This is a genomic window from Neobacillus sp. FSL H8-0543, from assembly GCF_038592905.1.
In the GTDB taxonomy this organism is placed as follows: domain Bacteria; phylum Bacillota; class Bacilli; order Bacillales; family Cytobacillaceae; genus Neobacillus.
The window spans coordinates 4,776,612-4,802,950 of sequence record NZ_CP151943.1 but is presented as its reverse complement, the minus strand read 5'-3'; the positions used below and the strand labels follow the sequence as shown (position 1 = coordinate 4,802,950).

Annotated in this window: 21 protein-coding genes, 1 tRNA gene and 2 pseudogenes; 9 read left to right on the top strand and 15 right to left on the bottom strand. The window is 34.5% G+C overall.

The window, feature by feature from the left end:
• Window positions 1-437 precede the first annotated feature (437 nt).
• The 7 genes from NSS81_RS23930 to NSS81_RS23900 form a co-directional block, all read right to left on the bottom strand.
• A complete protein-coding gene (locus tag NSS81_RS23930) occupies window positions 438-1,412 on the bottom strand; it encodes a TIR domain-containing protein (RefSeq protein WP_342431106.1) in 975 nt (324 codons plus the stop codon).
• Window positions 1,413-1,427: 15 nt separating this feature from the next.
• Window positions 1,428-3,827 (bottom strand): ATP-binding protein, encoded by a 2,400-nt coding sequence (locus NSS81_RS23925; RefSeq protein WP_342431105.1) that lies wholly within the window; start codon window positions 3,825-3,827, stop codon window positions 1,428-1,430.
• A gap of 49 nt (window positions 3,828-3,876) precedes the next feature.
• On the bottom strand, window positions 3,877-4,026 hold the full coding sequence (locus NSS81_RS23920) for a hypothetical protein (protein WP_342431104.1): 150 nt from the start codon (window positions 4,024-4,026) through the stop codon (window positions 3,877-3,879).
• Window positions 4,027-4,574: 548 nt separating this feature from the next.
• The gene (locus NSS81_RS23915) at window positions 4,575-5,750 is read right to left on the bottom strand and encodes a YHYH domain-containing protein (RefSeq protein ID WP_342431103.1); all 1,176 of its coding nucleotides are present in this window, start codon (window positions 5,748-5,750) and stop codon (window positions 4,575-4,577) included.
• 299 nt (window positions 5,751-6,049) lie between these two features.
• Window positions 6,050-6,466 (bottom strand): hypothetical protein, encoded by a 417-nt coding sequence (locus tag NSS81_RS23910; protein WP_342431101.1) that lies wholly within the window; start codon window positions 6,464-6,466, stop codon window positions 6,050-6,052.
• Between the two features lie 579 nt (window positions 6,467-7,045).
• Entirely contained in the window at window positions 7,046-7,984 is a 939-nt protein-coding gene (locus tag NSS81_RS23905; RefSeq protein ID WP_342431100.1) for a DNA/RNA non-specific endonuclease, read from the bottom strand.
• 484 nt (window positions 7,985-8,468) lie between these two features.
• Window positions 8,469-9,023: a site-specific integrase gene (locus NSS81_RS23900; protein WP_342431099.1), complete on the bottom strand. Its 555-nt coding sequence runs from the start codon at window positions 9,021-9,023 to the stop codon at window positions 8,469-8,471.
• Window positions 9,024-9,622: 599 nt separating this feature from the next.
• On the opposite strand from NSS81_RS23900, the gene NSS81_RS23895 reads away from it, so the two are divergent.
• On the top strand, window positions 9,623-10,801 hold the full coding sequence (locus tag NSS81_RS23895) for a YHYH domain-containing protein (RefSeq protein WP_342431098.1): 1,179 nt from the start codon (window positions 9,623-9,625) through the stop codon (window positions 10,799-10,801).
• 370 nt (window positions 10,802-11,171) lie between these two features.
• Here the strand turns inward: NSS81_RS23895 and NSS81_RS23890 are convergent, their stop codons facing one another.
• A complete protein-coding gene (locus NSS81_RS23890) occupies window positions 11,172-11,561 on the bottom strand; it encodes a terminase small subunit (protein WP_342431097.1) in 390 nt (129 codons plus the stop codon).
• 514 nt (window positions 11,562-12,075) lie between these two features.
• Between NSS81_RS23890 and NSS81_RS23885 the strand changes: the two genes are divergently transcribed.
• The 6 genes from NSS81_RS23885 (at window position 12,076) to NSS81_RS23860 (ending at window position 16,094) form a co-directional block, all read left to right on the top strand.
• Complete coding sequence (locus tag NSS81_RS23885) at window positions 12,076-12,564, top strand: CHC2 zinc finger domain-containing protein (protein WP_342431096.1); 489 nt, start codon at window positions 12,076-12,078, stop codon at window positions 12,562-12,564.
• Window positions 12,565-12,637: 73 nt separating this feature from the next.
• Window positions 12,638-14,233 (top strand): YfjI family protein, encoded by a 1,596-nt coding sequence (locus tag NSS81_RS23880; RefSeq protein ID WP_342431095.1) that lies wholly within the window; start codon window positions 12,638-12,640, stop codon window positions 14,231-14,233.
• 175 nt (window positions 14,234-14,408) lie between these two features.
• Complete coding sequence (locus NSS81_RS23875; RefSeq protein WP_342431094.1) at window positions 14,409-14,579, top strand: hypothetical protein; 171 nt, start codon at window positions 14,409-14,411, stop codon at window positions 14,577-14,579.
• Between the two features lie 18 nt (window positions 14,580-14,597).
• Window positions 14,598-14,822 (top strand): helix-turn-helix domain-containing protein, encoded by a 225-nt coding sequence (locus NSS81_RS23870; RefSeq protein ID WP_342431093.1) that lies wholly within the window; start codon window positions 14,598-14,600, stop codon window positions 14,820-14,822.
• 282 nt (window positions 14,823-15,104) lie between these two features.
• Window positions 15,105-15,350, top strand: coding sequence for a hypothetical protein (locus NSS81_RS23865; protein ID WP_342431092.1), 246 nt, complete (start codon window positions 15,105-15,107; stop codon window positions 15,348-15,350).
• A gap of 30 nt (window positions 15,351-15,380) precedes the next feature.
• Complete coding sequence (locus tag NSS81_RS23860) at window positions 15,381-16,094, top strand: site-specific integrase (RefSeq protein WP_342431091.1); 714 nt, start codon at window positions 15,381-15,383, stop codon at window positions 16,092-16,094.
• Between the two features lie 119 nt (window positions 16,095-16,213).
• On the opposite strand, the gene NSS81_RS23855 is transcribed toward NSS81_RS23860, so the two are convergent.
• Window positions 16,214-16,310 (bottom strand) — tRNA-Sec (locus NSS81_RS23855).
• 223 nt (window positions 16,311-16,533) lie between these two features.
• On the opposite strand from NSS81_RS23855, the pseudogene NSS81_RS23850 reads away from it, so the two are divergent.
• Window positions 16,534-16,615, top strand: a pseudogene (locus tag NSS81_RS23850) (DUF3900 domain-containing protein); the annotation flags it as partial.
• A gap of 578 nt (window positions 16,616-17,193) precedes the next feature.
• Here NSS81_RS23850 and NSS81_RS23845 read toward each other — a convergent pair.
• Entirely contained in the window at window positions 17,194-17,376 is a 183-nt protein-coding gene (locus tag NSS81_RS23845; protein ID WP_342431090.1) for a hypothetical protein, read from the bottom strand.
• An 80-nt stretch (window positions 17,377-17,456) separates the two neighbouring features.
• Window positions 17,457-18,317 carry a hypothetical protein gene (locus tag NSS81_RS23840; RefSeq protein ID WP_342431089.1) on the bottom strand — a complete coding sequence of 287 codons (861 nt, stop codon included), beginning with the start codon at window positions 18,315-18,317 and terminating at the stop codon, window positions 17,457-17,459.
• Window positions 18,318-18,681: 364 nt separating this feature from the next.
• Here NSS81_RS23840 and NSS81_RS23835 point away from each other — a divergent pair.
• Window positions 18,682-19,802 (top strand): annotated as a pseudogene (locus NSS81_RS23835) (IS3 family transposase).
• Window positions 19,803-20,151: 349 nt separating this feature from the next.
• On the opposite strand, the gene NSS81_RS23830 reads toward NSS81_RS23835, so the two are convergent.
• The 4 genes from NSS81_RS23830 to NSS81_RS23815 all read right to left on the bottom strand — a co-directional run bounded on the left by NSS81_RS23830 (window position 20,152) and on the right by NSS81_RS23815 (window position 25,713).
• Complete coding sequence (locus tag NSS81_RS23830; RefSeq protein WP_342431088.1) at window positions 20,152-21,609, bottom strand: hypothetical protein; 1,458 nt, start codon at window positions 21,607-21,609, stop codon at window positions 20,152-20,154.
• A 463-nt stretch (window positions 21,610-22,072) separates the two neighbouring features.
• The gene (locus NSS81_RS23825) at window positions 22,073-23,827 is read right to left on the bottom strand and encodes a DUF2075 domain-containing protein (RefSeq protein WP_342431087.1); all 1,755 of its coding nucleotides are present in this window, start codon (window positions 23,825-23,827) and stop codon (window positions 22,073-22,075) included.
• An 89-nt stretch (window positions 23,828-23,916) separates the two neighbouring features.
• The gene (locus tag NSS81_RS23820) at window positions 23,917-24,231 is read right to left on the bottom strand and encodes a nucleotide pyrophosphohydrolase (RefSeq protein WP_342431086.1); all 315 of its coding nucleotides are present in this window, start codon (window positions 24,229-24,231) and stop codon (window positions 23,917-23,919) included.
• Between the two features lie 180 nt (window positions 24,232-24,411).
• A complete protein-coding gene (locus NSS81_RS23815) occupies window positions 24,412-25,713 on the bottom strand; it encodes a competence protein CoiA family protein (RefSeq protein ID WP_342431085.1) in 1,302 nt (433 codons plus the stop codon).
• Between the last annotated feature and the right edge of the window lie 626 nt (window positions 25,714-26,339).

The following is a 26,339-nucleotide window of genomic DNA, read 5'->3' as shown; positions in this document are numbered from 1 at the left end:
ATACAACAGGAACTTAATATATCAGACAAAAAAACTATGTAGTAATATAAACCAGTGCAACGACATAATTGTTTTATAGGTAATAGTTATTGAGCTATTCTGCCCGTTACTTCAATAAGAAAACGGCATTACCTCATTGTTGAAGTAATGCACCCATTACTTTAAGTACATTTCTTCACAATAATCTTTTTTACTATGTATTTGCTACCCTAGTAGTTAAATGCTTATCGTCTCCTATTTGAACGGCTTTCCATAATGTAGCTTTCGAATAATGTTCGATTATAAGCATTTTGCAAATGTTGATTTTATAATAGAAGAAACCCACACATTTTGAACAAAGATTGATCAAAATGCGTGGGTTGGTTTTATAAAAAAGATTGATTAAAATACAATTTTCCACTAATGTATATGGCATTAAATGAATTCAAAGCAATCATTTAGTTAACACTTTGGTTAATTTCTTTTATAAAAGTAGTATAGTCAGATGCTTTTAGGTCACTTAAATTAGTATTGTTCCAATCACTTATATCAGATAAAAATTCACTGACGTTATTTGAAATACTCTTTATTCTTTTTAACTCCTGTAAAGGTTCTATCTTATTTGTATCTTGAGTTATTTTCCGAATCATTTCCGAGTATGCCTTCTCTTTCTCTTCCCAATAAGATATATATCCTATCCGTTGCTCAAAAGAGTATATATTAGCTGCAATTGTAGACGGTATCTCTGAAAGTGAAGGTAAAAATTTTTTATCAGAATCTTTTAATATTACCAATAACATTTTCTTTTTATATTCACGCGAACGCATAACTTCAGAAATCTCATACATACAATTTACTGATTTTAAATATTGGTCACTAATAATACTAATAACAAAATCGTGTTTCCCAATAGTTTTCATGAAATCTTTAATACTATCTTTAAACTCAATATTTCGAACATCTCTAGTTAAAGTATACCCCATATTTTTGAAATCATTATCAATTAAATCAGCAAACGCTGCATCATTCCAACAATATGAAATAAATATCTTCTGGTTCTTCATCTGTTCAGCCACTCCACTATCACCAATTATATAAATTGTTTTATTTACTTTTACTAATTCCTCTGCTTTATTAATAGAAATATAATAAAGCTTAATGCCTTTTAAAGTAAAGTATTCACTTTTAAGATCTATAATACCCTCTATCAAATTTTGAACTCTCTCCAAATCAAATCTAAAGGGAAAATTCTTTATTTCTAATCTTTTACCATCATCTCGTATTCCAAAGACTATATCTCCACCGTTACTGTTCGAGTATGCAACAATTAATTTTGCTATTTCTTCACGACTCGCAATTGGGTGTATATAGGTTGTATTCTGTCTATTGTTTGTACTTATTTTGTTTTCAATATCTTTAATTGTTCTAAACACTAAAAATTACCTCTCTTATAACTTAGTCAATGGAATTTTAGATATACCTGTTGTTTTAAGCAAATCACCTAAAGTAATCATTCGTTGTACTTCTCCATCATCGGTCCACAATTGATAGTTAACATCATCTAAAGCCTCTAATTCTTCATCATAATAAAATATTATTTTTTGATAATCACTTGGACGAATAACGATTCTAAAATCATTTCCGTTATACTTAGCTGGAAATACCGTATCAGAATACTTTTCATTCATCCATTCTTCTAAAGTTGCTGGAAGTGTATAATCTTTAAGTCTGCTTAAATACTTAAAAATATTTTCTGTACTTCTATGTAGTAAATTCTCTACATAGCGTTTCATTTCTTCGGATGAGGTAATAACATGTTTTAATTGATCAATAATATCATCTTTGCTCAGTTCAGAGTTAGTTATAATCTCCATTATTTTATCTCGATTATTAATAATTTCATCTAATTCTTCATACTTAATATTGTTTTCTTCTATTTTCTCGGCTATTTTATATCTTCTTAGATTTTCTTCTGGGGAAGATAACATCATTCTCTTTGGATATAAATTTTCAAACCACTCTTTTGATTTTTCAGGATTTGACAGGAACCAATTAGTTAATCTATTAAATACTCTTTGAGTAGGTTCTTCTCTTTCTGCCCTATCCACAGTTTCCTTACCTAGAATTTCTGATACTTTAAACTCAATCAGATCAGAGACTATTTCATTAGTCTTAATTTTTTTGGGGTGTTCTTGGAAATAGTGTTCAAATGAAATAATTTCTTGGTGTAATAGCTGACCTCTAATATTTCCACCCAATAATGTTAAAATATTCTTGAGTTCATCATCTATATTTTTATCGGAGTAAATCTTGTCGAATTTTACAAACTCATTATTTTGATTCGGTATAAATACTGATTCTACAACTTTCTCAAGACCTTCATCCTTAATCCAGAGAATATAAAAAGCATTCAACCAATCTAAAAATAGGGTTTTATCTTTCAAAAAAGCGACTAATTTATCAATGCTTGAATCTTTTAAAGTATTGTTTATCCTAGAAAATGAAACATTACCTCCAAACACCGCATTCCAACCTTTATAAGTATCTTTAGTTGGTATCTGAAGTGCTTTTAAATTAGATAAAATATCCCAAAGTAAGCCCTGGTGAATCTCTTCTATTGTTGATGGTATGCCTATTACTACGTCTCCATCACTATTTTTAAATGCCAATCGCTTTGAACCTTCCACATGATTATGAATAGGAATGATTGCACTCTTATCAATATATTTTTTAATCTCTTTGTAACTATTCTCTTGAATAAATGATGAAGTAGCTTTATTTAAAATACAAATATTAAATTCATTTTTTGTCGTGTTATTACTTGAACAATAATCTATTAATTCCTTGTATAAAGAGACAGCTACTTGTATTAATTCATTATTTGATTTATTGCTATCCCTAATAGCATTTCTATCTCTTTCTACTTCAAAAAACCTTGAATTAACCACTATAGGAAAACTAAATTTTTCAGTTCCTAACAGAGGAAATTCACAAAAAACCTTTGCCATAGTACTGGAAATTGGCAAGAAATATAACTTATCGTCTTTACGTTCAATAGCGCAACCAATCGTTACATTATTTTCATTTACTATTAGTAACTCTTTATTACTATCAGAATCATTAATTTGAACAACTTTTATCTTGTTATTTTTGCTTGAAGTTATTTCATTATTTTTCTTGTAACAATTACCATTGTATGTAATAGAATTGATATTCTCATTAAAAGTTAATACATAAGGAATAGTCTCTTTCAAGTCTACTATTCCTTTCTCTACTGCTTTACTTATTTCATCATCTTCTATTGAATAAATAAATTTTGTGTCCTCATAATTTTCTTGTAGTTCCTCTTGATTTTTGCTTACAAGATCTAATTGTTCTAGCATAGTTTTGGTTTTATTCTTAATATCGCTATAATCATTTCCTGATCTATCAACAATGAACTCGAATTTTGTATACTTACTATCTTCTTGACTAAACGACCCTTGAATCTGTACAATCTCTGATAATAAATGAGTTGACATAAAACCAGTTCCAAATTTCCCTGTTTTCTTTTCTTCTGAACTTTGCTTAGATGAGATTTGTGTGATTAAATCTAATAAATTTTCATACGAAAATGGGAGTCCATTATGACTAAATATGATTTGATTATTAGAGTAATTAATTTTTATATCTATTTTCTTACCTTTAGGTGTACAGTCTGATGCATTTTGAATTAGTTCCCATATCCATCTACGTCTAATAGTCCGTTTTTCTATTTCTGAAGACTCTCTTATCTTTTTCAATTCATCCCAAATTGTATTGGAACTCGCATCTAAAACTTTATTTAGTAAAATATCTTCATTAGACATAGTAATATTCAATCCTCTTTTTCTCTGTATTCTTCTTAATTTCCAAGTATTAATTCTTCATCAATACATAAAGCATCTGCTTTCTTTTTTTCTCTATTTCCTTTTCTGCGCTTTCTTCCGAATCACTGGAGTTTCCTTCTTCCTCTTCTAATATTTCCTGTTCAATTTGATTAAGAACATCTAATTCATATTCCGACATATAAATCCCCTCAATAGTAATAATTCTACAAATTTTTATGCTGTTCATTCTTGATATCCACTTAATCATGGAAATATATGACTATATTCTTAAAAAAACTCTGTTTTAATATTTATTTCTCAATTTCACGCTGGGTATTATAAAAAAAGGGAGTTTTGGCAGATTTCCTTTATAATAATATTCTATTTAAACATTAAGAAGGTCGTGAGGACGTGGAAAAAACAAAAATCTTAGGGAGAACTATAATTTTCTCCATGCTAAGCAATAAAAATTATCCTGTTCCTGTTCTTACTGCTGAACACGGTATGGGAGAATGGGAACCGTCCGTGTTATATGATTTGTTAGAAGACTTCATAAAGAATATTAAATAAAGAGGACTGTTGTCTTCTTTATTTAATATTACTAATTGCTTAGACAAATCTTCTTCAGCTAATCTGCTCGTTAGTGGAACAAGGAAAAGTGCCTCCCAGAACAGTCAAGTTTATACTCAAAACTTGTCTGCTTAAAATAGGAACCATTTTCTCCTATTTACAAACTGTTTCAATATTTCATTGATTCCAGTCACATGCCATTCCATCGTTATCACGATCCAAATCGTGTGGGTCTTCATCAGGTCCACCGTTTGCTTCATAAAATAACTGAGCTTCTTTCTGTGTTTCAAAATCACCACAATCATGGTCTATAGATGTATAGGAATAAGGATTATCTGTTTCATTAGTGCTTACTGGTTCCGATTCATCTGTGTCACTCATTAAGATAAAACCAGTGACAGAAGCAATAACAATGCCACTTATCCCCCATGCAAAGAAACTCTCTTTTGAAACAGATTTTTTGGAATTACCCGGAATTTTATTTAACAGTTTCTTAGTTTTTACTTTTGTTATAATCCAAAATACACCTAAAAGTATAAATATGATAACTATTACAGTAGCTGCAATGTACTTTTGAAATAAAAAGTAATAAATATTTTCAAAAAAGCTTCCTCCACCTCCCTCTATATAACCAGCAAAATACCCTTTTTTATAAAATTTGAGTTCATTTTCTTCTAGACTACTATCATAGTCATCATAAAGGTACTCCCCCACCGCCGATTCAAAGCCTTCATCGTAACCATCATCATATATTGACTCTTGATCTATTGAACTAATATCTTCATCAGAATAATATTCTTCATCTGAATCTGATGTTGAGTCGTAGGACGAAACGTATGAAGCTTCTTCTGACTCACTATCATCCTCACTTTCCGCCTGCCCCCATCCCTCACTGTAGCCTTCCTCGTATGTTGTGTAGTCATATGTTTCTTGAGGTTCACCGTCATATCCATAATCGTCTATGTAATCCGAATATCCTTGTTCATACCCTGCAGTGCGACTATTCTTATAACAAATGGACATGCCCTCTTGATGACCATCCTCTATTCCCTGCTCATACCCGTCACCGAATGTCTGTGGTCCTTCCCACCACCATTCATATTCCTCTTCACATTGGGAGGTATAACTATACGCTATTTCATAGCCTCGATTATAACCATCATCATAATCACTGCTGGAAAGCGGTGAAGAAGAATCATGATAGTGATACTCTCCGTAATCCAATCCCCACTGCTCACAGTTGGTCCTACACGTATGACCGCCACTCGAATCCGTATTTCCTGGGTGGGCAAATGCTGTATTGGCTGACACTATCCATAGAATCATTAATAGGTAGTAAATCCTTTTACTCATCACACAATCCCCATTTGTTTGATATAATAATTCTATTTTATCATTAGGGGACCTTTCTTAATAGGAATAATTTACAAATAATTCTATTTGTTGGAATACCATGGTTCTTCTTATTGGAAAAATTACGGTGTAATGTCATTACATAACGAAAACGCGCTACAAGGAAATATCTACTTTTTATGCACATGATGGTTTAACTCCTACATTCCAATTAACATTTAGTAATATTAAGTAACAAAATGTTAAAAACGCCACCAATTAAGGTGACGTTCCTCGCTATGTATAAAAAGGGGGAATTGTTAGACTTTACGGTAATACAATTTCTGCTGAACCTCTCTCCAAGTTGGTTTGGTAGCATCCCAATTATATTCACTGATTTTGCTAGTTTTACGTAGCGAGTCTATTTTCTCTCTTGCATATTCCTCTGTTACGAAAAATTCGGCTTTACCACAACAATAACCTGGTACAGTTCTATGGTATTCAAATTGGAAGATGTAGACTTTTTTTTCATCACATAAAAATTCTCGGAATTCAGTTTCAATGGTCCATTCTTCCCCTTCAAAAAGCGTCTTGTCTATTACACTAGGTATAGTCCACTTTTTAGTTGGAACAGGCTCTTTTGTTAAAATAACCGCTTTGGGTTCACTATTTAAAGTATAGAACTCCCCTCCCGCAACACCCAAAACAAACTTATCTTTTGCTAGATAAAATTCCATGAAATACCTCCTTTAGGGCTTTCAAGAATATCTTACTGCTTAATTTATTTGTTTTCTGCTTTCACTTGTTACAACTTTTCTAATTATTGATAATTAATCAAAAAATAGCCCTAAATAGGAACCAATTAATATCCGACTTATTAAGTTATAATAATAGATAAAAGCTATTTTTTTAAAAAAATTTACCGCGAGCTATAGTAGAGTGAAACACAATCACAGACGACATACCCCCCAGGGGGACCCCAGACCATTTCTTTTATTGAACCTCTCTCGCCAATCCTCTCAATAAAGGGAAACACTTTTCTCCATCGACCGAATGTGATCGTGACTGGCAGGAACAATACGCCTTGCTCCTTTATTCAATAAAAAGAGCTGCCAAAATGACAGCCCCGAACTTAAGCTAACGTACCTGTTAGTGAAAAATAATTATATTTTCACAGTACATATTTTATAGATGATATGACTATGACCAATAGTTTCAGTTGTTCCAATACAGACATCCATTTGCAAATTGTTATAAATCGTCCAACGAGGAAAATGTTCTTTCGTTCATTTATTTTGCCTCAAAGTTCTAGGGGATTACTCACCTACCATACCGTCATTATCATTATCGCGCATATAGGGGTATAACCAATGAGCACTCGTTATTGGCATACTGAAACCTGCTGCTTTTGCTTCTTTAATCGTCACCTGTCCATTACCGTTTGTATCAACACTAGAAATATCACCGTTTGTGTTTGTACTAGTTGAATTAGAAGGCTCACTGCCTGTTAAACCGAGTGACGAGTTTATTTCATCAGGGTTCACATTGTCAAATGTATCAACAATCTCGTTACCCATTATAGTATAGGTATACTGATAACTTGAAGGAATCTGCGTTTTTGTATTCGGATATGTGATAATTGCTTCAAAATTAGTTGCTCCACCTGCCGTACGGATTGCGTTTTCCATATAAGCTTGATCACCATGCCGGTTGAGCGTACTATCTTGTGGGGTAATATTATACGCATTCGATACCCCACCTAGAGAATCAGCAATAACATGCCCTTCATCTAAAACGTCACTTTCGACACCAGGAACCTTTGCTTCATCAGAGTAGTATCTGCCAGACGATAATACAGGTTCGTTACGGTCGTCTTGTATAATGATTTCGGCAGCAATGACACGCACTAGTTGCCCGTATTCATTCGTAAATGCCCAGTATTCACGGTCCCCATAACCAATGTCAACGACGACATTAGCTTCACGATTGCCAGACAAATCACCACCGTCAACACTAATAAGTTTGTATCCAGAGAACAGTTCAATATTTGGTTGGGTTGGTGTTTCCTCTACTATTGGTTCATCAACAACCGTAGTGACAGTTTCTTCTTTTTCATTATTATTATTTGTTTCAACTGTGGTTACTTCTTGTGAATCTGTTTCTACATTTGTATTGGATGTATCTTCTAAGTTGGTACAACCAACCATAAAAATGATCGTTAAAAGTACGATTAAATAGTTCATTTTCTTTTTCATTTTAGGACTCTCCTATAATAGTTTTCATACTGTTCATTCTAAAAACGATGACTTTCAACTTATTCCTCCCATAACTTATCTTATCTTATTCTATAATCTTACCATAAAAGACTAATTTCCAATTGAATTATCCTGCTGCGTTAGCCCAATAAGAAAACAGCCTAATCCCTTGCTATGTTCAAAAAAATTTTCCGAGAGCATTGAGTAAATTGATTTCAATAGCAAGCGTGGTACCCCCCAGGGGTCATCCCCTCTGACATCGTATCCGAGGAGTCAACAAATATCCATTCCTTCAATTTATAAGCACCTTTATGAGGAAAACCTACAAACTATGAGATCAATCTATGATGTATGGATTAGTGGTAGTAGCCCCTGCAACTCCTGTCATTAACAGTTATTGTTATTGTCATTGGTCAATTGACGATAACCTATTATACAAACAAATAGGAGCTGATTAGCTCCTATAGATCACCTTTGTTCCATTTTATAGCTTGAATGATTGTAAGCTATTTTCTATTTCTTCATCCGTGATACCTATATACCTTAAAGTGATTTCGGGGTGTGAGTGATTCAATATAGTTTGTAGTGTTGCTATATCTTTGCTTTGCTTGTAATACCAGTAACCAAAGGTTTTTCGCATGGTATGCGTTCCGATACCCTCCGCTATGTCACACATATCAGCGGCTTTATTTAGCTGTCTATAAGCCTGTATTCGTGTTATGGGCTTATTGCCTTTTCTGCTAGGAAACAGCCATTCACTATCCAGCTTTTTGATGTAGTCGTTCAATTCCTCATAGATGTTATGTAAATGGATAGTCCTGGGCTTGTCAGTTTTTCCTTCCTTCACGATCACTTTCCTTTTGCCTTTTAAATCCTTTACTTTGAGCTGCAACAAATCGCTAACTCGTAAGCCTGTATTTATCCCCAGCAGAAACATCATGTGGTCACGGTCGGAACAATGCCGCTTTAAACTCCACTTCATATCCTCCAGTTTTTTCAAATTTCGAATCGGTTGTACATCTTGAACTTCTTTAACCATTTGTCCTCCCCCTTTAGAGTCAGATAAAACAACAATATGAATGTAACGTTTTCTTCTAGTATCTTTATTATATCTCATTTCTTCATAGAGTCAAAATATTCAAATAAATGAATGTAACATTTTATGTATTTTGTTACATTGAAGAATTAGATGTTTTGTCACATACCTCAAAATAAAAAGACCCCAGGCATTACCTGATAGTCTATTCGATTTCAATATTGTATTCTTAGTTTTGTATTGCGGTTTGCCTATTTTTTGCTGCTTTGCAACAAAACGGATAATACCAATGATTCCCCCAACTCCAATTGCCAACCAACTTTTAAATGGAAAATCTGGGATCAAAAATGCCATTCTGTGCTAGAAGATTGTATCTTTAAGTCCTTTTGCTATTTGAATTTATGAATCTTCAATACCACTTCTTCTTTATTCAATAGATACCATCTAACATTAATCTTAAGTTAGCTAAACAATCCACAGAAATACTTTTTTACTATATTAGTTGAATTGAAACATAAAAGGTATTTTAATAATAGTTCAAATCTATTATACTATTATTGTATCTATTTACATATTTAGTAAAAAAATAGGAGGGGAAAACTATGAAGAAATTCCTTTTAGGATTATTCTGTTTTGTGTTTATTTCATCAGTTCCATTATCCGTATTTGCACATTCTGGTAGAACGGATTCTGGTGGGGGACATTATTGTTGGACAAACTGTTCGCAGTATGGGCTTTCTTATGGACAATATCATTACCACAATGGAGGAAGTTCAAGTTCAGGCGGAAATACAACTAGTGTTTCAAATGGATGGAAACTGGTTAATGGAAAATGGTATTACTATATTTCTGGTGTAAAACAATACGGCTGGATTTCGTATGGTGGATCTTGGTATTGGCTTGATTCAACAGGAAGTATGAAAACAGGATGGGCAAAAACCGGCTATAAATGGTACTACTTTAATTCAAACGGAGCCATGAAGACTGGTTGGTTTTTAGATAATAGTAAATGGTATTACCTTGCCTCAGATGGGATGGCTACCGGATGGAAAAGTATTTCTAATTCGTGGTATTTTTTTGATAGTTCTGGAATTATGAAGACAGGATGGCTATCATCAGCTGGAAAGTGGTATTACCTAAAAAGCAATGGAGCTATGCAAACCGGTTGGGCAACTTTTTCAAATCAATGGTATTTCTTTGATAACTCAGGTGTAATGAAAACCGGTTGGTTGAAGTCTGGCACTGGCTGGTACTATCTAAATTCAAACGGAACAATGAAAACAGATTGGTTACAATCAGGAGACAAATGGTACTTCCTAGATCGTTCTTCTGGGAAAGTGCTTCTTAGCTGGCAGGTCATAGACGGAAAAACTTATTACTTCTATAACAGTGGAGTAATGGCAGTCAATACAGTTATTGAGGGTGTGCAAATTGGTGCAGATGGAGTAGCAATTACAGTTGATCCTACAATAGAAAATGTTAGAGCAATTGCTTCAGAATATGGGATAACAGTAGAGCCTAATGCAGTTGATATGGAATATGACTTATACAATGGAGAAGAATACATTGGAAGCTTTTCAATGGATGCATTTATCTATGGAGATCCTGCTTACGGAGAAATGTTTAAAAAAATAGCTATTGAAATGGGTGTACCAGCTACAGAAGCTGAGCTAAACGATTTAATATCGCAAGCTAAAGCTTCTGAAACAGGTGAAATCATAACAGAAAATATCTACATTTTAATTAATGAAACTATATATGTAATTTCATGGGTACAATAAAAGTGTTGAATTAATTAAAAAATCCCCATTTCAATATAAACTATTACCCGAATAATGGACACTTTATTAAAAGTCCCATATTCGGGTTTTTTGTCTTCGTTAGACAAAAACCCATTTATAATCGGATAAGACCTGTCTTATTTACGGAAGAATACCTTTTATGTATTCCTTTAGTTCTTCCGACAGCTCATTCTTCTCAAGCTCATCTAAAGTAAGTAGAATATTTGTGCGGCTGCTGCATCCATCACCTGGACTTGCATTTGCTTGTGCCCTTTAAATCAGATACTTTTTTGTCGGCAATGTGATAAGAAATGGAATCACTTCTATTTCTGTGAACAATGAAAAAAGCCTAGCCTTATTAGCTAGAGCCTCAATTATCTTTACAAGGATCAATAAACCCAAATTCTATTATTCCATCGAAGGCGCCCTTCACTTCTTTTTTATCAACAAAAGCACCATTGGTTTTAGCAATATACTCCGACGCCTTTAACCGGTCCTTCATATCAGCATTTTCATCCCTCAAGAGTTCCGTCCAAAACCGCTTTGTTTCCGTTATATCAGCAATAAAATCCACGTCCAATTGTTCATTACGCTCCTTGATATATTTTAAAACCTCAGCATTTCTCAGCAAACGGCTTGCATTCACTTCCGCTGAATGTCCTCCAGCTTTGTATCCTGCCCTCAAATAACTATCAGTGGCATTACCTGTTTGAATATAGAAATCTGCAAACATTCTTTGCTTTTTATTTAACTCTTCCATCGGCTTCACCATCCCAAAAAAGAAGCGAGAACATTTGTTCTTATTTTAATTATATCATATTCTAATCAAATCCGAATTTGGAAAAGCATTGAGGTAATCAGAAATATTAAAATAAAAAACATTTCGTGTGCCGAATTACACGGAATCGTACGGACTTTTTGTACGAGTTGTACGAGTGACTTGTCATTTGTTTGACAATTCCTTGAACGAGTCATATACCGTTTTTAAACTTCGGTGTGCATTCTACTTTAATAATTTACTGTCTATTTTAAAGTCCTCTAGGTTCTTTTAGTTTTTTCCCATACTCAAACCTCGCTTAACAGCAATTTTCAATTACATTTATCACACTTATCAAAAAAAGTGCATTTAGAGGTAAATATATTAGTTGCCAGTTTGTTATAGATTTTAATAGCAGCACATCAGAAAAATATAGAAGGTGATTCTACCAAAAATATCCTAAATTGTTGCTTTAATAATATTTGAAGTATTGAACAAAGTAAGGAGGTATCTGATATTGTCAACTAATATTTGCAAAGAAATTAAGAACCATTTATCTATTGCTGAAGCTCTGGATCGTTATACTGATGCTAATCTTTCCAAAGCAAAAATCTATAAAAAGCAATTTAATATTTGCTGTCCATGGCACGCAGATAAAAATCCTTCTCTAACTATTTATACCGAGAGCAATACCTGGCACTGTTGGGCAGGATGCGGCGGAGGTGATGTTATCAATTTGGTGGCAAAATCAAAAAATGTTTCAAATGATGAAGCTATCAAGCTATTAATTAAAGATTTAGGAATAAATACAACATCCTTTGTACAAAACTCCCAAGAATACAAAATTAATAGAGGCTTAAAAGAGTTTAACCATACCTGCAAGTTATATTCATGTGCTTTACACGACTTAAAAATTTCTCTACTAGACGAAGCCAAGTCGCTGAAAGATGTTTATGACCTGGAACAAAAGGGAGATGTTTACCATACTCTTGCTCGAATTGAATAACTTTCCCCATTAATAGAGTACGGAGATATAGAGGATAAGATTTATGCAATCAGAAAGATTGGAGAAATGATCCATGTTACAACAAGTATCTAAGAAAGACCTAACCGAAAAGGACTTAGAATTAGTGGCTCATTACAGCGAGGAAAGACACTACTTTGATGAATGGGATGAACCAATAAAATACGACGAACATTCCCTTCCAGAATTTAATGTAGATGTATTCCCTGCTTGGTTAAAAAACTTTGTTATTGCTGTTGCAGAAACAACACAAACACCTGCTGAAATGCCCAGTATGGCAGCTATCTCAATCCTATCAATAGCTCTTACAAAGAACTACGAGATAAATCCGTATGGTGACTGGGTTGAACCTTTAAACACCTACTGCCTCACGCTAATGGGGCCCGCCAATAGAAAAAGCTCGGTTTTTCGCGAGATGAGCTCTCCAGTAATTCAATTTCAGAAAGAGGAGGCTAATCGTTTAAAGCTGGAGGCAAAGAAAATCGATTCGACTAAACGTTCTTTACAAAAAAGAATAGAACATCTTGAGGGTAGCTATGCCAAAAATGGTGACGATAACATCTTTTTAGAAATCGCCGAAGCTCAACAAGAGCTAGACTCTTTAAGCGAGGTCTATCTGCCAACATATGTATCTGATGATGCAACCCCGGAGACTATAGTTACGCTAATGAAGCAAAATAGAGAACGCTTGGCAGTTATTTCTGCGGAAGCTGGACTTTTCGACATGGTGAAGGGGCGGTATAGCGGCCAGGTAAACCTTGAAGTATACCTAAAAGGCCATACTGGTGATTATCTCAGAGTAGACAGACAGGGAAGAACGGAGATCCTTGAGTCTCCACTATTAACAATAGGATTGTTCGGCCAACCTGATTCGGTAAGAAATCTTCCTCCTGTTTTCCATGGCCGTGGATTAATGGCCCGCTTTCTCTATTCCTCTCCAAAGGACTTCAAGGGGTATAGAGATGTAAGACCCAAATCGATTCCACCAGAGGTCCGAACCAAATACATTAATAATATAAAACTCTTAATGAGCCAAACAGTGAAAGAGCCTGTAATACTGCGGTTGAATCAAGATGCAGACAGCTTATTTGAAAGTTTCCAAAAAAATATTGAAATACAACTACGGGATGGCGGCTCCTTATACGAGATACCAGAATGGGGCGGGAAATTAGTAGGAAACATCGCTCGAATTGCAGCACTTTTACACATCGCCATTCAAATTGACAGCACTTCGGGCTTTATCGATTTATCAATGGAGATTAATGAAAGAACAATAAAAAATGCTATTTCATTATCAGATTACTTTATAGAACATGCAAAAGCAGCCTTGGGGGTTATGAAGGTGAATGGTAATACGGTGGAAGAATTAGACCTTCTTAAGGTCATTTATAGGAAGTATCGGAAGAACTATGATGATACAGGTCTTCTTAGTACTCCTATCTCTTATAGGGAGATCCAACAAGCAGTAAAATCCCGTTTTGACAGCAATAAGATAAAAACGATATTAACAGTTCTTGAAGAGCGCGGATTTGTTCGAATTTTCTTGGATGAAATGTCATTTAGTAAGCCAAAGTACAATCTATTGGTTAACCCATATTTGATAAAATCTTCCCCATTTTCCCCAATACCTCAGAAAGCTTTGGGACAGTAGGGATACTAAGCAAAATAGGGTTTCCCCATGTATGCCCCAATTCCCCATTCAATTGGGGAATTGGGACAAAATTGGGGAAGTGACAAAAATCGAGCGAGGACACCTATATCAATGGATTATTGACAAATGGGGAAAACGGGGAACATTTACCTAATTATTGGAGGTCGACTATTGTATGACTAAAACTAAAAACGATGAGCTTTTGGAATTAGTGCAATTACTTCGCTTTAGCAATCAAGAAAAAGCAAGATTAGTGCGCGAGGGTAAGGCCCCTTCTATAACTAACCTACAACTACTGAATACAGGTGCAGCAATTGCTGTAGACAATATGCTTTGTGAGATTTAAAGAATTGGAGGGCTTTATATGAAAACTACTTTTGAATTACCAGCGGTGTTGGAAGTAAAACATATTCAAGAGTTTCTTGGAATTGGGCGCAGTCAAGCCTATCTGCTTGTCAAATCAAGCTCTTTTCATACGGTTACAGTCGGCAAGCGCATCCTTATATCCAAGAAATCATTCTTAGAATGGTTTGAAGGTATGCCTGCTCAAACTGATATGACTACTACTTTAATAGAACCCACAATCTAATAGAATGCTATTGGCGGCTCGCTAATTATTGAAATCAGCTTGGGCACCAGCAAATCATTTCCATTATAAGGATAATTCAGTATAATGATGGTAAGGAGCAAGATGCTTGGTGTCCAGCTAATTTAAGGATGGAGGTAAAATAATGGCTGGCACTGGTTATCCAAAAAAGGATCAGAATACAGGTAAGTGGCTCTTTGTGCTAGAAGCAGGTAAAAATCTCAACGGAAAACTACCCGAATAAAACGTTCCGGCTTCAACACAAAAAAAGAAGCGAAAATAGCGATGGAAAATGCATCACTTGAGTTAGATAGTAGCAAAAATAAAACAAAAAATACCGAGATTTCAGTTGGTGAGTACCTAACGTATTGGCTTGAGAATTATGCAAAGACGAATACGAAGCCAAAGACATATGCCGAGTATGAGAAGATCGTTAAAACTCATCTTCAACCGTCGCTGGGGCACATAGCGCTCCATGAATTAAAAAGCACCCACTTACAAAACTATTACAAAGAGAAATTGAATGTGTAATCAGCCCAATCGGTTACTCATCACCATCGAGTGCTCTCTAAAGCCTTGAATGACGGCATTGACTGGGAGTTCATCGAGAAAAATGTCGCCAAAGGAGCCAAACCTCCAAAGCCAACCAAAAGGGAAATGAACACCTACTCTGTCGAACAGCTTAATTTCCTGCTTAAAACGGCAAAAGAAAGAACACCTGTGTTTTATCCGATTATGTACGCTGCAGCTCATACAGGCATGAGGAAAAGTGAGTTAATTGGGCTCTCCTGGAAGAACGTCGACTTTCACACGCGAAGGCTCTATATTCGACAAACGATTACAGAAGCAAATGGACAATATTTTTTCAATACACTTCCAAAGAATGAAAGACCTAGAGGGGTAAGGCTAACGGCAGAGCTCGCAAAGCTACTAGAATCACTCAAAGAGGAACATGAGAAGCAAAAACGATTACTTGGTGATGCCTTCAATCCTCATAATCTCGTCTTTTGCAACTCTAAAGGGAACATCATGGCCCCTTCAGAAATCTCAAGAGCCTTAAAAAGAGCGATCAAGGCAGCTAATCTACCAGATATTCGCTTTCATGATTTGCGCCACTCACATGCAACGATCTTACTGAAAGCCAATGTTCATCCTAAAATCGTCAGCGCCCGTCTGGGACATTCCAAAATCTCCGTGACCATGGACACCTATTCCCATCTAACAGATTCGATTGAAGGAATTGCGGTAGATACCTTAGACACCCTACTTAAATAACAAAAGATGGCACAAAAGGAAGAATGGCACTTTTTGGGCACATGGCAATAAAAAAAAGACCAAGTCACTCCTGGTCTATGTATGTAAGGTGTTCGCTAGAACCCTTGGTATATTTGAGTTGGCGGGACTGTGTGGGAATCGAACCCACCAGACCTGGCACGCAGGTCTCAAGCAGTTTTGAAGACCGTGGAGGACACCAGTACCCCATTCAACCCCTACCAAATGTTGATATATCAATGTTTATCCGCACCACTCCGACGGTTTTTCCCGACCATTCGCACGGTCTAACTGGCGGTTCACACTGTTAATTTTAACATAAGGAAACGATAATTAAAACTCATCTTCATTCCTATTTCAGTTATAGCACCGTTTTATAATCCCTGTCTTCATCTATTTTCTACAGATTGACTTCATTACGAAATTCATTTGAAACTTCTATCAATCTCCCTATATGACCGAAGAAGACATGGTCGAAGAAGGGGGAATTGAAAATTCACCAAGCTTCCCATGCTCGCTATTATTAGGATTTATTGAAATTCGTAGAATACGGAATTCGATGCCAGAAATCGTGAACACAAACAAGTGATAACATGTTTATGGCATATAAAAAAGAGCATCTTTTCAGATACTCAATTCATAATGATTATTAAATATCTAATTTATCGACTGCATTTTGACGATCTTCAGCTTTCCTTAAGCATAAAACTTATAAGTTACGTCTGTTGAAAAATGTCCTGCAATACATGTGTGTGTGTGGCGTTACTGTTTCAATTCCTGCTTGTTTAGAATACTTCTCCAATAGCTTATTAATCCCTAAACTTGTCATTGAACTTCTTTGACCTTGAAGCAACTTATTATCTGTTGTTGTTGGTCTAACTTCAATATATTCCTTTATTGCTTTGACTACATTAGCATTTAATTCGATTTTACAAATCTTATCCCTTTACCTTTTACAATGATAGATGAAAAGTTATTATCACCGTTTCTTTCTGTTAAGGGGATATTATCCATTTCTAATCAGATACCCGAACCACAGTACCAAACAATAAATAATAAATTGCAATATTTCGCTTGCTTCCACTGGCTTCAGTAGTACGTTTCAATTGTATAAGTCTTGTTTCTCTACTATCTTAACTTCGTGATCGAATTTGATTGTATTCTTTTGGAGAACATCCTTTGCCTTAACTGTTGTCTTCGTTTCTCCAATAGCATATAAGAAGTTTTTGATATTGACAACTGGCTTTAATTTACGATTGATTGAAGCAAGAGACAATTTTTTCACGTTCAACAGATAGCTTTTATATTCTCGTATATCCGTTTTTGTAATATCATTCGTTGCTTGTCCTATAGTTAATAAATCTATTAAACTCCATTGCTATAATTAAAAGAAAACACAGCAATTGGATAGTTATTAATAGAGAAAGCATATTGCTCTAATATTAACAAATCTATTTGTTGCTCTCTTTTTATTACTTGCCCCGCGCCAGTAAACTCTAATTCATAACCGTTTAACAGAGCTGTTTTTACACTTTGAAACATACTTAAAATATTTCTTGCAGCTGTTGCAAAAAAAGCTTCTTCAAAATGAACTTTGCATTTTTTATTATTAAAATATAAAATCATTGTTACCTTACCATTAGAAATATCAATTGTCTCAATTAAGCCATATATAGCACGTGTGAATCCTATATCAGCTTCATTTAGCAACTGAATATTATGTTTTTTCCGGACGTTTGGTTCTCTCACGCCTTTTCCAACAGTTTCTCCTCTTTCGGTAGTAGCATTCATTTTCACTGTTGTTTCTGCAGGCTGAGAACCATCAACAGTTTTATTTTTTTTCTTTTTATTAGTTTTCTGATTTTCCAACCGTTTCTCTCTAGCTTCTTTTGTTTCATTTACTTCTTTATAAAGAGTTTTTAAAACATTTCTAATATGTTTTTCAGAAAGAGTGACATTGATTGTTGCTGATCCCTCTTCACTTTTTCTTTTCTTCTCTCTGTCAAAATAATCTATACAGTCAGCAGTGTGGTCTTGTTTTGGCCAAGTTTTAAAATATGCTTTGTAAACACCTCTTGGCACGTATTCAATCTTTGCTGGACATCCATCATAGGTGCAATATAAGTTTTTTTTTAATATTTCAAAATCTGTACGTGTTTCTATTGTTTTTACATCAATTTCTTCTACATTACCCTTATATTTAAATAAAGCTCCCTCTATAGACAAAAAATCCACGCTCCTCCAGATAGTACCTTTTTCAACAAATTATACCATATATAGACAAAAAAATCCAACTTAATAGGTATTAAATGCAACGTTTTACGTTTGCAAGGTTTGGGTAATTAGCCCAATATCTTTGGAGTTTGATTTTAGTGCGCAGAGCACACCTTTACGACAGTAAAGGATAGTCTATTATACCTTACATAAAAATTTATTCTGCTGTCGCAACCCTATTCAAATGGGTGTGATAGGTTGCTGACTATTGATAATACTTTGTTTCCATCTTGTTTACATTGAATAGGTTACACTTAGTTGGACAATAAAAATAAGGGCGAGTAGAATAATACATAACAAGTGAGGAGAATCTACTATGTCCCAAAAAAGAAGAACGTTTACAACAGACTTTAAAAGTCAAGTGGTGGCTTTATATGAAAATGGGAAAAGTCGTCAAGATATTGTTAGTGAATATGAATTAACTTGCATCTTCTTTAGACAGGTGGATTAAGCAATTCCAACAGTCTGGATCTTTTAAAGAGAAAGACAACAGAAGCCCTGAAGAACAAAGAATTGACGGAGTTAAGAAATAGAAATAAGCTGCTAGAAATGTAAGTCGATATTTTAAAGCAAGCCGCGCTGATCATGGGACTAAAATTGAAGTGATTGAAAGAAATCGTCACAAATATTCGGTATCAGCAATGTGCTGGGTCCTATAAATTACTCAGAGTACTTTTTACTATGAAACAGAAATAGCCGCTCAAAAAGAACAATAAAAGGCTGTAGAAGAACAAAAATTAAAAGAAGAAATCCAAATATTTTTAAAAAAAGCCGTCAAGTATATGGAACTCTCGCAAAATTAAAAATGCCCTTTTAAAGCTAGGTTACACAGTCTCCAGAAGGCGCATAGGTCGATTAATGGGGGAACTTGGAATTCGATAGAAATATGCACAAGCATCCCACAAAGCCATGACCTTACCACCAAATGAAGAATCCGTACAAAACGTGTTGGATCGAGAATTTGAAATAGACGAAGAGTGTCTGAATTGGTCAGTAACTTGACCTACTTGCTAGTAGGCAAGAGTTGGAGCTACGAATGTTTTTAATAGATTTATATATTAGAGAAATAGTTGGTTACAGCGCTGGAGTGCGCAAGGTGCAGCTTTAGTTCAGCCTGCAATTTTCATCGATTAGATGTCCATTAGGAAGTGTGAAAATCTTTCATACAGATCGTGGATCTGAATTTAAGAACGTTGATATTGATGAATTATTGTGTGACATCAGATTACACGCTCACTGAGCGATAAAGGAAACCCTTATGATAATGCCGTGGCAGAAGCGACATTTAAGATATTTAAAACTGAATTAATCAACGGTACATACTTTCTTACCCTTGAACAACTTGTTTTTTAACTTTTCGATTATGTTAATTTGTACAATAATATCCGGCCGCACAGCATACTTGACTACTTAAGTCCGGTGACTTATAGAAACTGATAATTTTCCCTATCAAAGTTTTTACCGGTTTTTTTTTCAATATAAATATTTTCTTCTGGATTTCCAAACTTGATTAGTGATTCCAATTGTCGAGTTAAATTTTGGTCTTTGGATGATATTCTAATGTACCCATATTTTTGCATAATACTAATTTTCCTCCTCCTAAAAAAAGAAACCAATTATGAGACAAATTTTTGAGACGCTACGAAGCCTTGATGCTAGGTTCATATTTTTATGTATCAAAAAGTTTAAGTTATGTCCCCATTATTCTAGTTATTTGGATTTACATCCAAATAAAAAAGCCATACATTATGTACGGCTCAATATTCTCAATTATATTCTTCCTTAATTACCTCAGTATTATTTTTCTTAATCTATCAGCTAATAATTCTTCTTCTGGATTTTCCCTACCTTTTTTAACTTCATTTAACATATAAATGAAATCGTCATCAACCAAAGGAATAATAGTACCTCTTGAATCGTGATATGTATCCGCACATCTTGCAATAAATCTTTCCATATCATCAATCGTCCTACAAACAAGTAATCCAAATTTCCCTCTATTTGGGGAAAATCTTCCCGAAATTTGATCTAGTTCAGGATTTGCAACCTCTGAACCATAGTTTTTACACTCCACAAATATGTATTGACTAGATATATCTTTGGAGGCATGAAGTTGATGAAAAAAACCTTTTACAGCAGAATTATCAAAGGTTATATCTATCCGTTTTCGACCATCATGAATATCTTGCTCCATTATTGGACGAGTTAGATTTGGATAAAATATAAACTCCATTATACCTAAGATATGTCTATGATATGTTGTGGCATTTTCCCTTCCAGTTTTTATGCTCTGCAATCTACTTATTAGAAGATCGATAAATTCTTCTAAGTTAAAATCTTCTTCTGATTCTAGTTGTTCATGCGATAGTGGCTTTACTTGTTTTTTTGCGGATTGCTGAAAATCTTTAAAAATTTCAGGATGTTTTCTAGTAAAGTCTCTTAGATAATTCTTTTGATATGCACCTTCTTCTTTTGCAATTTCCTCTTTTATTACCCAAACTTTCTCTTTCCCACTTTTTAATTTCCTTCTTTTTACCAGACTAGAATTTAATCGTATATGTTCATGTCTTAAAAATTCTAATACGAAATGCCTGCAATAGTTTTCATGAGTATATCTATAGGAATACGAAACTATACTTTTAGGAACAAGCAAAATAACTTTGCCGTCAATTACTAACATTTTGTTATAATCGTTATTCCATTGTTTTCGAACAGCATCCCAAAAAAAACCAGTTGGAACATTTTGAGTAAGGGGAATACCGTGTAACTCACATTGCGTTTTAGTATAGTCAATTAAATGGTTCCTTATGACATTGGTTGTCAAATCCGAAATCTTATCTTTACCCACATTTTCGACAAAAATTGCTAAATCTTCAAGATGGCTTACTAATCCATGCTCTAAAGCATTACTACTTACTAAGTTATCAAAAATTTCTACTGCTTCATCTGTTCCTACTCCCCTTCCCCTCGGTTTACCATTAGATACACCAAAACAAGTTTCATTTGGCTCACTTAAATTTTGAAAAAGTGATTTTGCATCACTCTTTCTACCTGCATCATATAAATCAATAACATAATGAAAAAAGCTTTCTACTGTTCTATGAGCATCCAATGACCAAGGGTCAGATCTCATAGAGAGAAAGTACGGATCAATAAATAGAGGAATATCTAAGTCGGTATCAATATCAACAAAGTCTAATTCTCTTTGTGTTTTTTCAATGTTAAAAATCTCACTTATTTTCATTTTAAGTCTCCTTAGCTTTTCATTAATATAAGTATAATCTAAAAATGAAAATAATGTTATAATTTGTAATTATTAGCAAACGAGGTATGCAAATTTATAAAATCAAAATTTCATTAAGTATAACAAAGAAACCAAAAGGGTATGATTCCTACATACCCTTCAAACAAGCTATCAGCTAATTTGCAGCAGACTAGCCAAAATATTATTCATTCTTTTCTCTTCTTTAGCTTTTTCATAATCTCCTCGGCTATTGCTGAGAGTGGTTCACCTTAGTATGTTAGAAATAAGTTTTCATTTTCAAATTCTTTTGTTTCCTTAAAGTATTCTTTTAAAATATCTATAGTTCGAACTGATAATGATACTAACCTTACACGTCTTGTTTTTAATTGATGGTGGCGTTACTTAGACTAAATAAAATCAAAAAAATATATGTTATCATTTATTCAACTAAATTTTTCAGATATCAAATATGTGCTCGGATATACCTATCCAACCCTTTATCACAGCAATAAACATAACACCCCTTCATCCCTCTAGTCATTAACGTCTTATATGTATTCCTGACAAGTTCCACTAGCGGGTCTAACTGTCCCTTTTTCGGTTTAGCCGGCTTTGCTCCCTTATCCTTAAACTCATCTCGTCTTACAATTAACTGTTTGGTTTCTTCATCATAGCCCAGGTCCTTACCTATAATTACGCCGACGTAATCCATTTCTAGCCCTTGTACCGTGTGGATACATCCGATTTGTTCAGCGCATTCTGGATGAATAGCCCAGTCAATCCTGTTAGGATCATTCCATGGCAGGGCAAAATTATGCTCCTCTATTATTACGTCCTTAGGAAGCTTCCCATTTACCATGTTTTTATTCCAATCCCATGCATAACCCGCTAAAAGTCTGCCACCACGTTTATCGACAATTTCTTCTTTCAATTCTTGAGGACTAGAAACAATTTTAAAATCAAAATCGCCTTCAAGGATAAAATTATCCTCACCATCATTGAGGATGCTTTCTAGCCAGGAGATGTAGTTCCCTGACCCTGAGCAACGGTACTGAGATTCTAGTTCGATTGTGTGAATATCTGCCCCAAATCTAGCTGCTTCTTTTTCTACTTCCTTCACACTGCCAATGTCCTTTTTGGAGATTTTCTGAAAATCATCAACAAAAAATACACTGATTCTTGAAGATCGAATGATTTGTGTTACCTGATTTTCCCCTTCAATTTTCTTTTTCATATGTCCCTGTTCTTTTAACCGATGCGCTTCATCGCAAATAAGGACATCAAAGTAATTTTCGGGTGCTTGTACATATGAGGCAGACCCTTTAAATAAGTCTCTAACCTCCACATGTCCGGATGTCCCAATTAGCTTTTTCCGCAGCACTTCTCTAAATGCCTGATTAGGGGTTATATACTCCACATATGCCTTAGAATTTAGCATATAGCTCATTAAATTTAATCCGATTACTGATTTACCTGTACCAGGACCACCCTTGATAATAATGACATGCTTTTGGCCCGTTTGTGTTTTGAATTGATTGTATTTACTAACAACCTTTTCATATGCTACCTTTTGTTCATCTAATAACACAAACTCTTCATTCCCCTTTAACAGTGATCCAACCGTTTCAACCAGTTTTTTTGAAGGGCGACTTTTACCATTTTCAATGGTCTCAGCGATTTCCCTACCATTTCCATTGGAAACAAGCTGCCGAATATTTTTTGCTAATTCTCGATCACCGAATTGGAAATACAGAGGAGATTCCTGAAGATAATTGCTGTATCTTTTGTCAAGAAGCGGCTCCCCGATACTCGCCATAATATAGTTATGTAAATAAGCACAGGAATGCAGCTGAATAGCGGATGAGTCACTGTAAAGAGACTCATTGAAATTCTGCAAATATCTCTTATAGGAGGAAGCTTGGTAGGCAGGATGAACCGTTTCCCGTTCCCTTCCTCCTAAATACGTCCGAACAATCCCATCTCCTTCAGACACCTTTGCTTTTTGCCATTGTTTCAATTCAATGATTAGAGCATTTTTCTTACCCTTCTCGTCTTCACCTACTACGAAGAAGTCGATTCTTTTTTCAGAAGATGGTAGCTTGTACTCTAACAAGACATGCGTATCCTCTTTTAAATCTGCGTCTCTTAGTACCTTTGCCATTTGTGGGAGTGAATTTTCCCAGGATCTCAACTCACTGCCGGATACCACCTTATTCATTTTTGTCAGGACATTTTCTTTGAGAACGTAACCAATTTTATTTTCATATATATGATTTAAGAATTTTGAAGAGGACTCATTATAAATGATCATTTGCTTGTTTCCTCAATTCTGTTAACAGGATATTTTATAGCATTTTTCTCTAGCTTCCTTAAGACTTCCTCTTCTAAATCAATCTCCATCTTATCGGCAAGCTGCACAAGGTAAATTAAGATATCAGCCATTTCTTCTTTTATGTTTTGTCTTGTCTCAGTTACTGCTTCCTCACTGGTTCTCCACTGGAAATTCTCAAGCAATTCACTTGCTTCTAGAGCAACAGAAATGGCCAAATCCTTTTCATTATGATATTTCTTCCAGCTTCTTTCATCACGGAAAGCTAGCACCTTTTGGCGAATCTTGTTCATTTTTTCCTCTCCTAAAATCATTTAATTTATATTCTATGCTAAATTTAGTAATACCTTATTTTAACACTTGATTTCCTATATCGATAGCAAATGAAATATCTTTAACCTTATCTGCATCCTATTTAACATCCATTTCCCACTACTAGATATTGGAAAGGGGAATAATGGTCAGCGGTTTCGTTACTTAATACGCAAAGAGTTTTTTAAGTTTTCAAGCAATAGTTTAAATCTACTGTAATCAAAACTAGTCCTGTTTTTTGCAAACCCGACAGTTTCTTGAATAAAATCCCAATCTTTTTTAAGACCTACAGGAATTTTATCTTCCATATTTCTTATCTTCTTTAATTCCTCTAAATGTCGATTTAATAATTCCTCATATGAAGTACATTCACCATAACTCTTCTTTAACATATAAGTTCCTAGCGGTGGACTTTCTGACTCTACTATCCTTGATTGAGCAAATAACTCTTCTGCTACCTTTTCCAAAGACTCCGATGTGTACTTATTCAGCTCTTGCTCTTCTTTTATTTTTTCTAACTGCTTCTCTATAACTAGATTGATAAACTTTTCTCTATTTTCATTTTCGATATGGTGATCGCTTAGTTGTAAGGATTCTTGTTGTGCCAAAAGAGCTTTTGATAAACTAATTTGATAACCATTATTTAATGCAAAAGCACGAAATGGATATTTTAACTCATCTATTATAAAACGGTGAACTGTAAAAACGATATGAGTTTCAGATGTATGTACATAATACAAACTCTTAATATCATAAGATTTTGGTAGACTCCTATGGTAATAGTTGAACAGCTCATATATTGAGTAATTTAGTGCTAGGTCGTTTATGGCCGCCTCCCAAATCAAATCCTCATTAGTTTTTAATGCGATATCTAGTTCAGCTTCCCAAAGGTGTATTACATTGTTATTTAGATCTATTGATAGTTCCGCATCTTCCACGAACCAGATTGTTTCCATGCTTTTTTTATTAAAATACCTGTTACGATTCTTTATTTGTTTTACCAATTTCTCATCTTTATTGGCATTAACGTTTGTTAAAATAGTAATTGCAATCTCTTTATCTTTATTTTTCATGACGATATCAGGATAATAGCGCCAATTTTCTTTCGCTTTCTCAACATAACCATATTCAACCTGGAGATCATTATTTAGTTTTTCTTGAGTCTTTAATTCATCGTAAATAATCTCTTTAATACTTGAATGTTTTTTGGACTCCCTATTAATTTGCTTTTGATAAACTTCGCTTGCCACTGATACCTCACAGGATTTTGAATGACGATGGGAAAAATGTTCTTCGCGAATTTCACCTGATTTGATGATTAAATCTCCACCACAATATGGACAATGATAGGCCCCTTTATCTGCCCGTTTTTTTAATTTATCCAGCTCACTTTTTTCATTATTCATAGAATCTAAATGTGTTCTTAAATGAAAATACTTTCCCTCATATAAAGCTTCTTGCAAAAAAATCCTCTCCTCTATTCCTTTTTATTAGGTGTTTTGTGTTGTATTAATTACTCTTAAAATAGCCTGTAATTCTCTTTATTATGAATGCACCTTTACATCTTTAAATCCTATAAAACTAATGATACTATCTTTATTTACAATCAGTACTGAACTATCTTCCTGAACTCAGATTCGACGCCTTTTATGAAGGCTGGAGACATGTCACTACAGACCGTTCTAGCTATCTGCTCTATATTTTCCGATGTCCAATTGATAATACAGACTACTAAAAAGTCAAAAAGATAGATTAATATATGAACCCCCATTTTAGATATTTTTTCTGGTAGTGGGGGCATTCTAGTAGTCCTATACTTCACATAAAAGAGTATTGAAATTGGCGGTTTCCTTTGTCAATGAAAAAGAGCGCTCATTTACTGAACGCACTAGATCGGTTATTTAGAACGCCGTCTCTGTTTATCGCTGTTTAAATACCTTAGGCAAGTGGTAGCATAGTGCTGAAAAATTCCTAATTTTGAGATAAAGTAAAAATGTCAAACTTCGTTGCTGCTACGCCAATAAAAATTTAGCACAGCTAAGAATAAAAGTATATGCGAAGCTTCTTTGCCTAGAAATAACCCCTTTTA

Excerpts from the sequence above, each read along its gene's own strand:
- NSS81_RS23895 (WP_342431098.1), top strand. The coding sequence starts at position 9,623 with ATGAAGAAATTCCTTTTAGGATTATTCTGTTTTGTGTTTATTTCATCA.
- NSS81_RS23915 (WP_342431103.1), bottom strand. The coding sequence starts at position 5,750 with ATGAGTAAAAGGATTTACTACCTATTAATGATTCTATGGATAGTGTCA.
- NSS81_RS23865 (WP_342431092.1), top strand. The coding sequence starts at position 15,105 with ATGGAAAATGCATCACTTGAGTTAGATAGTAGCAAAAATAAAACAAAA.
- NSS81_RS23920 (WP_342431104.1), bottom strand. The coding sequence starts at position 4,026 with ATGTCGGAATATGAATTAGATGTTCTTAATCAAATTGAACAGGAAATA.
- NSS81_RS23825 (WP_342431087.1), bottom strand. The coding sequence starts at position 23,827 with ATGAATAAGGTGGTATCCGGCAGTGAGTTGAGATCCTGGGAAAATTCA.
- NSS81_RS23900 (WP_342431099.1), bottom strand. The coding sequence starts at position 9,023 with ATGGTTAAAGAAGTTCAAGATGTACAACCGATTCGAAATTTGAAAAAA.
- NSS81_RS23870 (WP_342431093.1), top strand. The coding sequence starts at position 14,598 with ATGAAAACTACTTTTGAATTACCAGCGGTGTTGGAAGTAAAACATATT.
- NSS81_RS23925 (WP_342431105.1), bottom strand. The coding sequence starts at position 3,827 with ATGTCTAATGAAGATATTTTACTAAATAAAGTTTTAGATGCGAGTTCC.
- NSS81_RS23910 (WP_342431101.1), bottom strand. The coding sequence starts at position 6,466 with ATGGAATTTTATCTAGCAAAAGATAAGTTTGTTTTGGGTGTTGCGGGA.
- NSS81_RS23890 (WP_342431097.1), bottom strand. The coding sequence starts at position 11,561 with ATGGAAGAGTTAAATAAAAAGCAAAGAATGTTTGCAGATTTCTATATT.
- NSS81_RS23880 (WP_342431095.1), top strand. The coding sequence starts at position 12,638 with ATGTTACAACAAGTATCTAAGAAAGACCTAACCGAAAAGGACTTAGAA.
- NSS81_RS23905 (WP_342431100.1), bottom strand. The coding sequence starts at position 7,984 with ATGAAAAAGAAAATGAACTATTTAATCGTACTTTTAACGATCATTTTT.
- NSS81_RS23830 (WP_342431088.1), bottom strand. The coding sequence starts at position 21,609 with ATGAAAATAAGTGAGATTTTTAACATTGAAAAAACACAAAGAGAATTA.
- NSS81_RS23875 (WP_342431094.1), top strand. The coding sequence starts at position 14,409 with ATGACTAAAACTAAAAACGATGAGCTTTTGGAATTAGTGCAATTACTT.
- NSS81_RS23820 (WP_342431086.1), bottom strand. The coding sequence starts at position 24,231 with ATGAACAAGATTCGCCAAAAGGTGCTAGCTTTCCGTGATGAAAGAAGC.